Annotated in this window: 9 protein-coding genes and 1 pseudogene; all 10 read right to left on the bottom strand. The window is 57.7% G+C overall.

The genetic code is table 11. The features are described 5' to 3' along the window. The coding region (locus HA43_RS11320; RefSeq protein ID WP_094111683.1) for a DUF3748 domain-containing protein at positions 1-880 on the bottom strand (880 nt) is incomplete at its 3' end. Positions 881-981: 101 nt separating this feature from the next. Next, positions 982-2,273 (bottom strand): annotated as a pseudogene (locus HA43_RS11315) (MFS transporter). Between the two features lie 244 nt (positions 2,274-2,517). Then, positions 2,518-3,666, bottom strand: a complete 1,149-nt coding sequence (gene dgoD / locus HA43_RS11310; protein ID WP_039381519.1) for a galactonate dehydratase — start codon at positions 3,664-3,666, stop codon at positions 2,518-2,520. Continuing rightward, a complete protein-coding gene (locus HA43_RS11305) occupies positions 3,663-4,280 on the bottom strand; it encodes a 2-dehydro-3-deoxy-6-phosphogalactonate aldolase (protein ID WP_094111682.1) in 618 nt (205 codons plus the stop codon). Before HA43_RS11305 ends, dgoD begins: the two co-directional genes overlap by 4 nt. After that, positions 4,264-5,142, bottom strand: coding sequence for a 2-dehydro-3-deoxygalactonokinase (locus HA43_RS11300; protein ID WP_094111681.1), 879 nt, complete (start codon positions 5,140-5,142; stop codon positions 4,264-4,266). Before HA43_RS11300 ends, HA43_RS11305 begins: the two co-directional genes overlap by 17 nt. Next, positions 5,139-5,837: a FadR/GntR family transcriptional regulator gene (locus HA43_RS11295; protein ID WP_094111680.1), complete on the bottom strand. Its 699-nt coding sequence runs from the start codon at positions 5,835-5,837 to the stop codon at positions 5,139-5,141. The genes HA43_RS11300 and HA43_RS11295 overlap by 4 nt, the downstream gene beginning before the upstream one ends. A gap of 373 nt (positions 5,838-6,210) precedes the next feature. Then, entirely contained in the window at positions 6,211-7,020 is an 810-nt protein-coding gene (gene yidA / locus HA43_RS11290; protein ID WP_094111679.1) for a sugar-phosphatase, read from the bottom strand. A 194-nt stretch (positions 7,021-7,214) separates the two neighbouring features. After that, a complete protein-coding gene (gene gyrB / locus HA43_RS11285) occupies positions 7,215-9,623 on the bottom strand; it encodes a DNA topoisomerase (ATP-hydrolyzing) subunit B (RefSeq protein ID WP_094111678.1) in 2,409 nt (802 codons plus the stop codon). A gap of 17 nt (positions 9,624-9,640) precedes the next feature. After that, on the bottom strand, positions 9,641-10,729 hold the full coding sequence (recF, locus tag HA43_RS11280; protein ID WP_071668250.1) for a DNA replication/repair protein RecF: 1,089 nt from the start codon (positions 10,727-10,729) through the stop codon (positions 9,641-9,643). An 86-nt stretch (positions 10,730-10,815) separates the two neighbouring features. Further along, positions 10,816-11,916: a DNA polymerase III subunit beta gene (dnaN, locus tag HA43_RS11275; RefSeq protein WP_039381494.1), complete on the bottom strand. Its 1,101-nt coding sequence runs from the start codon at positions 11,914-11,916 to the stop codon at positions 10,816-10,818. Position 11,917: the final 1 nt, after the last annotated feature.

Raw genomic sequence — 11,917 nt, 5'->3', positions numbered from 1 at the left:
CCAGACCCCGGGTATGCGTCAGCCGCCGCTGCTGCACCCCTGCCGGCGGTGCCGGCATCCGGGTATCGCTGCCCTCCAGCGGCGAGCTGCCGGGACGGGCGTAATCAGCCAGCGCGTCCGGTAAATCCACGATAAACACCTCCGGCACCTTCTGCCCGCTGGCGCTGCGCGTGTCGCCGATAAAGGCGATAGCCCAGCGCTGCCAGCTGCCGTCAGCTTTCTGATAGCCGCGATCGCCAATCCAGCACTCTTCATAAGCGCGATCGATCGCATCGCTGCCGGGCTGCGGGTCGCGCTGCGTCTGGCTGATCAGCACGCAGTAGTGGCTGCCATCATACTCACGCGGATGTTTTTCAGCCGGACAGACCGGATGCAGCGGCACGGCCACGCCGACGTTGCGCAGATCCTCGCGGCTGTCGCGCTCATGCATCACATGATCGTTGTAAGTAAAGCTGAGGCGGGTGCCGTCCGGGCTAAAGACATGCACATGCGATCCGCCGCGCAGCGCGCCCGGCGTATAGGGCGCGGTAATATCGCAGGCGTCCAGCGTCTCCGCATGGCCATTCTGCACGATCACGCCACGGCGATGGTGAAAATCGTAATGCCAGTGCGCATCAGGATGTTCCGGGCCATGAATAAAGACGTAGCGCGGCGGCAGGTCGGGGCTTACGGTCACCACCCCAACGTGAGCCCCGTCGCGCGCCTGATAGAGAAGCTCAACGGCGCCCGTAAAGACGTTAACCCGCTCAATGGTCAGGCCGGTAAAAGAGGCGCCGGAGGGGCGCACATCAAACGCCAGCCACTGGCTGTCGGCGGTCCAGACGTTGATATTGGTCAGCTGGTGATGACGCTGCGCAAAGGTAAGCTGTTTTTCTGACATGGGACGCTCTGACAAATAACCGATGCTGATACGGTACGCGATTCCCTGCCGGGGTGCAGCAGTTTTGCGGGGATGCGCGCTTCCATGCGCGCCTCGTCGGATCAGCCAACGCGTTTCACGTCGCCGACCAGCAGAATGTAGGAGAGTGCGCCCACCAGCGCCACGGCGGAGATATACACCAGAGCCGGAGCAAAGCCATAATCCTGCGCCAGATAACCGACCACCAGCGGAACCGTAATACCGCCAAGTCCGCCGATAAAGTTGAACATGCCGCCGGTCAGACCAATCAGACGAACCGGTGCCAGCGATGATACCAGTGACCAGGTGATTGAGGCGAAACCGTTACCGAAGAACGCCAGCGCCATCAGCACCATAATCCACACGGGATCATTGGTGTAGTTAGCACCCATGATGCAGGTAGAGATCAGCAGACCGCAGATGATCGGCGTTTTGCGTGCGAAGCCGATTGAGCGTCCGCTGCGCACCAGCCTGTCGGCCACGATACCAGACAGGATCACGCCGAAAAAGGCGGCCAGAAACGGTACGGTTGTCATGAAACCGGCGGTTAATGCGGCAATATGCTTTTCCTGGGTCAGGTAGTTAGGGAACCATGTCAGGAAGAACCACAGCGTTGAGGTCACCGCAAACTGACCAAGGTACACGCCGCACAGTTTACGGTGGAACACCAGTTTCCAGTCGGCAGCTGTAAGCCGGGTGCGTGCTTTTTTCTCTGACGGCGCATCACCGTCAACCATTGCGCCACCTTCGCGAATATAGTCCAGCTCGGCCTGATTGATCCCTTTGCTGTGTCTGGGTGCCCGGTACACTTTGATCCACACCAGCGACCAGACGATGCCAATTCCGCCGGTAATGATAAACACCCAGTGCCAGCTGAGCAGCTCCTGGATCCAGATCAGCAGCGGCGTCAGGAATGCCAGTCCGACAAACTGTCCGGAGGTGTAGAAGCCAACGGCAGACGCACGCTCCTGCTCCGGAAACCAGCTGGTTACCAGGCGATTATTTGTCGGGAATGCCGGCGCCTCAAATACACCGGTAACCGCACGTAAGCTAATCAGCGATAATAAGCCCGTGGCAAATCCCTGAAATAATGTCGCCACCGACCAGCCGAGGATGGCAATAAAATAGGTCAGCCGCGAACCCACGCGATCGAGAAACCAGCCTCCCGGGATCTGGCAGAGCGTATATAGCCAGGCAAAGGCGGAAAAATATAGCCCATTTCCGCTTTGGTAATGCCAAACTCCTCCTGAATATGGGCTGAGGCTACCGCTAAATTAGCGCGGTCCACATAACAAATAACCACGGTAATAAAGATCATTAACAGCGTAATATAACGCCGCCGCGTTGGTCTGGCCTGAACAGCAGAGAGATCCATGGTGTTTCTCCGTCATGATGTTGTCCGCAGGGCGCAACAAGGCGCACCGCAAACAATGCAGGGTAAGATAGTCAGATGTAATCCGCCGTAGCGGTAAATATGCCGTGCCGTCAGTAAGGCTGAGGGGTAGCCTGAGCCTTATTTATCCGGCACTTTTTTTAAAATATTTATAAATTTCCAACAGCCTGAATAATCCGGCCTGACGCAGGGTGATTATTTTAATCAGTCACCCGCAGAGCAGCGATCACCATTCAGCCACAGAGCCGTCCGGGAAGCGCCATAGCGGATTACGCCAGTCTGGCGCATTTTTACTGCGCTCAATCACCAGCTCTTCGTTAATTTCCACGCCAAGGCCTGGTTTATTCGACGGATAAAAGTGGCCATCATCCATTTTAAAATCGTCTTTATTAATAACGTAATCGAGCAGTTCGGCACCCTGATTGTAGTGAATACCCATGCTCTGCTCCTGGAATACCGCATTACGCGATACGAAGTCGACATGCAGACAGGCCGCGAGCGCAATCGGGCCCAGCGGACAGTGCGGCGCCAGCGCAACATCATACGACTCGGCCATGGCGGCAATTTTGTAGCATTCGGTGATACCGCCAGCGTGCGACAGATCGGGCTGGAGAATGGCCAGCCCGCCCGCTTCCAGCACGCGTTTGAACTCAAACCGCGAGAACATCCGCTCACCGGCAGCGATCGGCAGGTGAGTCTGCGCAGCCAGGCGCGGATAGTATTCCGCCTGCTCGGCCAGCACCGGCTCTTCAATAAACAGCGGACGATAGGGCTCCAGCTCTTTAATCAGCACTTTTGCCATCGGCGCGCTGACGCGGCCGTGGAAATCGAGGCCAAACTCAATCTCGCTGCCGAACGCTTCGCGGATTTGCGCCACGGTATTGACCGCCGCGTCCACTTTGCGCGAGTTATCGATGATACCCATCTCTTCGCAGCCGTTGAGCTTGAAGGTATCAAACCCGATGGCGCGCAGTTTCTGAATGCCATCGATAACCTCCGCCGGCCGGTCACCGCCCACCCAGCTATACGCTTTGATACTGTCGCGTACCAGACCGCCAAGCAGCTGATATACCGGTACGCCAAGCGCTTTACCTTTGATATCCCACAGCGCCTGATCGATACCGGCAATGGCACTCATCAGAATCGGACCACCGCGGTAAAAGCCGCCGCGGTACATCACCTGCCATAAGTCGTTGATGCGCGCCGGATCCTGCCCGACCAGATACTCTGACAGCTCATGCACCGCTGCTTCGACGCTGCGGGCGCGTCCTTCAATTACCGGTTCACCCCAGCCGGTGATGCCCTCGTCGGTTTCGATTTTCAGGAACATCCAGCGCGGCGGCAGGCGATACGTCGTGAGTCGGGTAATTTTCATTGTACAGCGTCCTTGTAAGCAGCAATAAATGCGCGGGCCTTCTCTGCCGTGCGTGACAGCGGCTGGCCGGCGCGATAGAGATCGCTGCCCAGACCGGCGCCGATGCAGCCTGCAGCCATAAATTCATGCAGATTTTCGGGTGTAACGCCGCCAACGGCAAACACCGGGACTTCCGGCGGCAGGACCGCTTTCAGCGCTTTGATATAGCCGGGGCCAAAGGCTGAAGAGGGGAAAATTTTCAGCGCCTGCGCCCCCGCCTTTAAAGCGGTAAAGGCTTCTGAAGCGGTAGCACAGCCGGCTGCAACAATCATGCCCTGCGCGACCGCCTGGCGAATCACGTCCGCATCCGTGTTGGGCGTGACCACCAGCCTGCTGTTCAGCGTGGCCAGCCTGTCGACCTGCGCCGTTTCCAGCACCGTTCCGGCGCCAATCAGCGCGCTATCGCCAAACTTTGTCACCATCGCCCCGATGCTTTGCGCCCAGTCGGGCGAATTCAGCGGAATTTCGATGGCATCAAAGCCAGCCTCAATGAGCGCACCGACGTGCGCTTCAGCTTCATCCGGTGTTATGCCGCGCAGAATAGCAATCAGCGGCAGTTTAGTGGGCCAGGACATTCGCAATACTCCTCATTCCATGCTGGAATGCAACATCGCCTTCCAGCGTAACTGAATCCCGGTTAATAAACGTCAGCGCCTGCTGATAACGCTGCGCCAGCGTGTGGCCGCCAATAATGGCGATCGGCTGTGGTGATGCAGCCATGCGCTGCGTCATCAGCGCCACTTCATGACCGATTAACAGGCCGGAAAGAAACTCACTGACATGACGGCGATCGCGGGCGCCCAGCACATGCGCCGCGCGCACTTCAAACAGGCGGGCAATAACAGACGCATCCTGACACCCTCTTTCCACCCCCTGCATAAATGCCGTCTGAGAGGTCTCCTGTTCGGGCAGACCGGCGCCAATCAGCGACTGCTGCAGCAGTAAATGGTGCAACTCACCGGTCATGACCGTACGGAAGTCCAGCACCCGATCCTGTTCCAGCTGAACCCATTTGGCATGCGTGCCGGGCATTACACACAGCGCTACCGGCTGCAGCGTTAACGCACCCAGCAGCTGCGTCTCTTCACCGCGCATCACGTTGTAGTTATCATCACGTTCAACGCTTAGTCCCGGCACAATCCATGCTTTTTGCTCCACACGCGTCAGGTGAGCGTGCAGCGCATTCAGGCTGGCCGGACAGGGCAGATAGGGGACTGACAGCCAGCCGGCATTGCTGCCGACCATGCCGGCCATGATCACCGGCACCTCATCCACAGGCCAGCCAGCGGTGACGCTGGCAAAGACCTGCGCTGGCGTCTGCCCGCCGAGGCGCGTGATGCCGGCGGGGGAGCGGCGTTCATCAACGCAGACGCCCTGCTGATAATGCCAGGCGCGTAAATTCGTTGAGCCCCAGTCAATAGCGATATAGCTGGTCACAAAATCTCTCTCAGTCGGGCCGTGGAGCTGGCAATCATCGCTTTTGCTGCACGTTCCGCGGCGTCACCATCCTGATGGCGAATAGCGTCGTACAGCGCTTTATGTTCAGCTAATGTGCGCGGCATATTGCCGGCGTCCGCCATGTACGTCTGCGCAAACACCGCTTTCTGGAGCTGGCTTATCGCGACGTTAAGCTGCTGCAGCACCGGATTATGTACCGAGCCCATCACCGCTTCGTGATAGCGAATATCCGCGTCGTTAAACGCTTCGCGATCGAGATGGTTTGCCACCATATCGTTATAGGCCTGTTCGATAGCGGCCAGATCGGTTGAGGTCGCCCGCTCGGCTGACCAGCGCGCAATCTGCGGCTCAACCAGCACGCGCACTTCGTTCATGGCGGCAATCAGGCGCGGATCCTGATCGTGCGCCAGCGCCCACTGCAATACATCGCTATCGAGATAATTCCACTGATTGCGCGGGGTCACGAACGCACCGCGGTAACGCTTCATCTCCATCAGGCGCTTTGCGATCAGCGCACGATAAACCTCACGGATGATGTTGCGTGAGGTCCCGAATTGTTCGCACAGCTCTGCTTCTGCGGGCAGCGCCGCACCCGGCACATACTTACCGGCGACAATCTCTTCACCCAGCGTATGGATAATGCGCTCTGTTTTGCTCAGCTGTTGTTGTGTCATGGGAGTCCGGTATATGAAGGGCATCAGCCCGTCAGATTACTGCGTTCCTGGTTTGAAACCTAACGGCTGCCTGAGCCATTGCGGACTATTGTAGTACTACATATACATCTCGTACTACAATTCAGATCACAAAACAGACAATCGATGCGGATTTTACCGATCGGCAGGCCCTGCCGGCTCGTCATGACGCGCACAGCGTCAGCGTTTAACCACGGCAATGAGGAAGCCTGAAGCGCGCGGCTGGTCTGAGAAGGAGGTGATGCCGGTGCGGCAGGCCATACGACCTTCCACAACCGGCACAGAGATACCGCGGTGAGGGGGATTATCTGCGGGGCTCCCGCAGCGTGCCGGGAATCATATAAACGTGCTGGGGTTACAACACCAGCTCTTCGATAGCGTGCGCAACGCCATCTTCCATATTGGTTTTAGTCACGAACTGAGCGATCTTTTTCACTGAGTCGATGGCATTACCCATCGCCACGCCGGTGCCGGCATACTCAATCATCGCCAGATCGTTCTCCTGATCGCCAATCGCCATCACTTCTGACTGCTGCAGGCCGAGTTTTTTCGCCAGCATCTTCACGCCATAGCCTTTGTTCACCAGCGGGTTGAGGATCTCCAGAAAATAAGGCGCACTTTTCAGGACGGTGTAGCTCTCCTGCATGCGCGCTGGCAGCCTGGCAATCGCTTTATCCAGCAGCGCCGGCTTATCGATCATCATAATTTTCGGGAAGCGCGTCGCCGGATCCATCTCTTCAACCGCACGATAGCGCACCGGAATACCGGTCAGGCTGGCTTCATGGATGGTGTATTCGCTGATGTCTTTATTGGGGGTATAGAGGGACGATTTGTCGAACGCCTGAAAATGCACGCCGAGTTCGCGCGCCAGCTGCTCAAGATAGAGGTAATCATCAAAGCTCAGCGTTTTCTCAGCCACCACGTCACCGCTATCGGCCTTGTGCGCCAGCGCACCGTTATTGCTGATGCAGTACTGACCCGGCTGGCGCAGATCCAGCTCCATCAGATAGCGCTCAACGCCGACAAACGGGCGGCCGGTCGCCAGCACAATCGACACGCCCTTGTCGCGCGCCCGCCCGATGGCTGCTTTTACCGCCGGAGTGATTTCGTGCTGCGGATTCAGCAGCGTGCCGTCCATATCGATCGCAATCAGTTTTATCGCCATAACGTCCTCGGTTAATTCAGGGTCTGACTTTCATGCTAGCGCGATTCAGCTCTCATTGACCAGTTTATCGGCGCGGCGGATCGCAGATGCGGTGGGCGGCAGGCTGAGCCTGGTGGTTGAGATGCCGGATGGTTCAGGAGAAAGGACGCTGCGGATATAAAAAACCCCTCCCGGGCGGGAGGGGTCAGAGCGTATCAGATATCGATATTTGCGGCTTTCAGCGCGTTCTCTTCGATAAAGGCGCGACGCGGCTCCACCGCATCGCCCATCAGCGTGGTAAAGAGCTGATCGGCAGCAATCGCATCCTTAATGGTAACGCGCAGCATACGGCGGCTGTCCGGATCCATCGTGGTTTCCCACAGCTGCTCCGGGTTCATCTCGCCCAGCCCTTTATAGCGCTGAATGGAGAGACCACGGCGCGACTCTTTCACCAGCCACTCAATCGCCTGCTCGAAGCTGGCAACCGGCTGACGACGTTCGCCGCGCTCGATATAGGCGTCCTCTTCAATCAGGCCGCGCAGCTGCTCGCCCAGCGCACAGATTTTGCGATACTCCGGACCACCGATAAACTCGCTATCCAGCGGATAGTCGGTATCCACACCGTGGGTGCGTACACGCAGTACCGGCTCAGCCTGCTGCAGCTCACGGTTTTCGCGTACCTGTGCCACATAGGTGCTGCCGTGTGCTTCACGCTCGTTGAGATACGCCACCAGCGTCTCCAGCCAGCTGCTGACGGCAGCGGTATCTTCCAGCCCCGCCAGCGTTGGATGGTAAACCAGCGCGTTCAGCAGCGCCGCCGGGAAGCGACGCTCCATGCGTTTGATCATCTTCTGCGTACTGTTGTACTCCGCGACCAGGCTCTCCAGCGGCTCGCCGCCCAGCGCCGGTGCGCTGGCGTTGGTGTGCAGCGTAGCGCCGTCCAGCGCGATGGCGATCTGATACTGATCCATCGCGTCGGTGTCTTTAATATACTGTTCCTGCTTGCCTTTTTTCACTTTAAACAGCGGCGGCTGCGCAATGTAAACGTGGCCGCGCTCAATGATTTCCGGCATCTGACGGTAGAAGAAGGTCAGCAGCAGCGTACGGATATGTGAGCCATCGACGTCCGCATCGGTCATGATAATGATGCTGTGATAGCGCAGCTTATCCGGGTTGTACTCATCGCGGCCGATACCGCAGCCCAGCGCGGTGATCAGCGTGGCGACTTCCTGCGAAGAGAGCATTTTATCGAAACGCGCTTTCTCTACGTTGAGGATTTTACCCTTCAGCGGCAGAATCGCCTGGTTTTTACGGTTACGCCCCTGCTTCGCCGATCCGCCTGCAGAGTCACCCTCCACCAGGTAGATTTCAGAGAGCGCCGGATCGCGCTCCTGACAGTCTGCCAGCTTGCCCGGCAGGCCGGCCAGATCCAGCGCGCCTTTGCGGCGGGTCATCTCACGCGCACGGCGTGCTGCTTCGCGCGCGCGCGCCGCATCGATGATTTTGCCTACCACAATTTTTGCATCCGCCGGGTTTTCCAGCAGGTATTCGCTCAGCAGCTCATTCATCTGCTGCTCTACCGCCGATTTTACTTCGGAGGAGACCAGCTTATCTTTGGTCTGCGAGGAGAACTTCGGATCCGGCACTTTCACGGAAACCACGGCAATCAGGCCTTCACGCGCATCGTCACCGGTGGCGCTGACTTTGGCTTTTTTGCTGTAGCCCTCTTTATCCATATAGGCATTGAGCGTGCGCGTCATCGCCGCACGGAAACCGGCGAGATGCGTCCCGCCGTCGCGCTGCGGAATGTTATTGGTAAAGCAGTAGATGTTTTCCTGGAAACCATCGTTCCACTGCAGCGCCACTTCCACACCGATGCCATCTTTCTCGGTAGAGAAATAGAATACGTTAGGGTGAATCGGGTTTTTGTTGCGGTTCAGATACTCCACAAACGCCCTGATGCCGCCTTCATAGTGGTAGTGATCGCTCTTGTCATCACGCTTATCCTGCAGGCGAATAGAGACGCCGGAGTTCAGGAACGACAGCTCACGCAGGCGTTTAGCAAGAATCTCATATTCAAAATCGGTGACGTTGGTAAAGGTCTCGTGGCTTGGCCAGAAGCGTACGCGCGTACCGGTCGTCTCGGTATCGCCGGTAACCGCCAGCGGCGCCTGCGGCACGCCGTGCACGTAGGTCTGCTGATGCACTTTGCCGTCGCGACGAATGGTCAGCTCCAGCTTCTGCGACAGGGCATTAACCACGGAAACGCCAACGCCGTGCAGGCCGCCCGACACTTTGTAAGAGTTGTCATCAAACTTACCGCCGGCGTGCAGAACGGTCATGATCACTTCCGCCGCCGAGACACCCTCTTCCGGGTGAATACCGGTTGGAATACCGCGCCCGTCATCCTGCACCGACACGGAGTTATCCGCGTGGATAGTGACCACGATGTCACTGCAGTGTCCGGCGAGCGCTTCGTCGATGGCGTTATCCACGACCTCGAATACCATGTGATGCAGACCGGTGCCGTCATCCGTATCGCCGATATACATACCCGGGCGTTTGCGTACCGCATCAAGCCCTTTCAGGACTTTGATACTTGAGGAGTCATAAGAATTCGACATCAACGTTTCTCGCTCATTTAATCTTCAGGTTGAACCGCTATTTTACCCTGTTCCACGCGGAACATCTTGCCCTTTTCGTCGCTCATATCGATTACATGCTCTGTGCCAATAGCACTGACAAACACCTGAGCCTGCGTGGCTTTCAGCCGCTCAGCCAGCAGTCGCCGGCGCGTGTCATCCAGCTCGGATGCGAAGTCATCAATCAGGTATAAACAGCGACGTCCGCTGCTGCGCGTCAGGTACTCACCCTGCGCTAAACGCAGGGCGCACATCAGCAGCTTCAGCTGTCCGCGTGAGAGTAAATCTTCTACCGGCGTCCCTTCAGCACGAATGCGGAAATCCGCTTTGTGCGGGCCGCTGGCGGTGTAGGTAAGCGCGCGATCGCGCTCAAAATTGCGCTCCAGCAGATCGCCATAGTCGCTCTCTTTATCCCAGCCGCGCTGGAAAGAGAATGACAGGGCAAACTCAGGCAAAAACTGGCTGCAGGTCGCGGTGATCTCACTGGCGATGGCCGCGCTGTACTCCGCGCGCCAGGCGCTGATCTGCGCGGCCAGCGGTACCAGCTCCTGATCCCACGGACGAATCTGGCTGTAGCGTGAGGCCTGACGCAGCGCCGCGTTACGCTGCTTCAGCAGGCGACGCAGGTTGCTCCAGGCGATAAAAAAACCGGGATAAGCATGAAAACAGCCCCAGTCGATATAGGCTCTGCGGTATTTGGGGCCGCCGTTGAGCAATGTAAACCCCTCAGGCGTAATCAGCTGCATCGGCAGCAGCTGCGCCAGCTCGGCCACTTTATGCCCGTCGCTGCCGTCAATCCGCACCTTGCTGTCGCCGGCGCGGTTTTTGGTCAGCCCCACCGCCAGCGCGCGTTCACCGCCGCCATCAATACGCCCGTGCAGGACAAACGCCTCCTGCTCGTGACGGATCACCCGCCCCGCCTGCAGGCTGCGAAACGCCCGTCCGTGACCCAGCGTATAAATCGCCTCCAGCACGCTGGTTTTACCGCTGCCGTTGGCGCCGACAAGAAAGTTAAAGCCGGGTGCGAGGTCCAGGTCAGCCTGCTCAATATTACGAAAATCTTTAATCAGAAGGCGGGTTAAAGCCATGACGTGTTCCGGGGATCAACGTAGGGGAGCCATTAATGGCTCCCGAAGTGGTGCAAAAATCCGTCAGGTCGGCATAAATGCCGCCCCTACAATCGCATCGGCATGACGACGTATGCCGCAGCAGGGCTCGCTACGTCTTCAATCTGTACGCTGGAAACAGAGTCGGTAAGCAGCAGACGGACGTTCTCGCACTTCAGCGCATTCAGCACATCCAGTACGTAGCTGACGTTAAAGCCAATCTCCAGCTCGGTGCCGCTATAAGAGACATCCAGCATCTCTTCCGCCTCTTCCTGCTCCGGGTTGTTTGCCGTGATTTTCAGCTGATTTTCAGTGATGTAGATGCGTACGCCGCGGAATTTCTCATTGGACAAAATAGCCGCACGGGCAAACGCCTGCTTGAGCAGATCGCAGCCCGCCTCCAGCGCCTTGTCCGGATTTTTGGGCAGAACGCGCCGGTAGTCAGGAAAACGACCATCCACCAGCTTAGAGGTGAAGATGAAATCACCTACGTGCGCCCGAATGTTGCTGCTGCCAATCTGCACGCGCAGCGGGTTCTCGCCGCCGTCCAGCAGGCGGACCAGCTCAATGACGCCTTTACGCGGTACGATCACAGAATGGTTTGGCAGCGCCTGACCAATCGGCATGGCGCAGACCGCCAGACGGTGACCGTCAGTTGCAACGGTACGCAGCTCTTCACCTTCGGTCTCAAACAGCATACCGTTAAGGTAGTAACGTACATCCTGATGCGCCATTGAGAACTGCGTGGCTTCAATCAGCCGCTTCAGCGTGGCCTGCGGCAGCGTAAATTCGACCTCGCTTTGCCAGTCATCCAGGTTAGGAAAATCGCTGGCAGGCAGCGTTGACAGTGAAAAACGACTGCGTCCGGAACGCACCAGCATGCGATCGCCTTCCAGCGTAACGCTGATTTCAGCGCCTTCCGGCAGGCCACGGCAGATATCAAGGAATTTGCGCGCCGGCACCGTGGTGGCGCCAGGCTCGTGGGCCTGATTCAGCGCCACGCGCGCTACCATTTCCATTTCCAGATCGGTTCCGGTCAGCAACAACGACCCTTCATTTACCTGCAGCAGCAAATTTCCGAGGATCGGCAGCGTCGGACGTCCGCCAAGCGGACCACTTACCTGTTGCAGGGGTTTCAGCAACTGCTCACGTTCAACAATAAATTTCATA

Source organism: Pantoea eucrina (assembly GCF_002095385.1).
Classification (GTDB): Bacteria; Pseudomonadota; Gammaproteobacteria; order Enterobacterales; family Enterobacteriaceae; genus Pantoea; species Pantoea eucrina.
This window is presented reverse-complemented; position numbering and strand designations above follow the sequence as displayed.

Excerpts from the sequence above, each read along its gene's own strand:
- dnaN (WP_039381494.1), bottom strand. The coding sequence starts at position 11,916 with ATGAAATTTATTGTTGAACGTGAGCAGTTGCTGAAACCCCTGCAACAG.
- yidA (WP_094111679.1), bottom strand. The coding sequence starts at position 7,020 with ATGGCGATAAAACTGATTGCGATCGATATGGACGGCACGCTGCTGAAT.
- HA43_RS11305 (WP_094111682.1), bottom strand. The coding sequence starts at position 4,280 with ATGTCCTGGCCCACTAAACTGCCGCTGATTGCTATTCTGCGCGGCATA.
- dgoD (WP_039381519.1), bottom strand. The coding sequence starts at position 3,666 with ATGAAAATTACCCGACTCACGACGTATCGCCTGCCGCCGCGCTGGATG.
- HA43_RS11295 (WP_094111680.1), bottom strand. The coding sequence starts at position 5,837 with ATGACACAACAACAGCTGAGCAAAACAGAGCGCATTATCCATACGCTG.
- recF (WP_071668250.1), bottom strand. The coding sequence starts at position 10,729 with ATGGCTTTAACCCGCCTTCTGATTAAAGATTTTCGTAATATTGAGCAG.
- gyrB (WP_094111678.1), bottom strand. The coding sequence starts at position 9,623 with ATGTCGAATTCTTATGACTCCTCAAGTATCAAAGTCCTGAAAGGGCTT.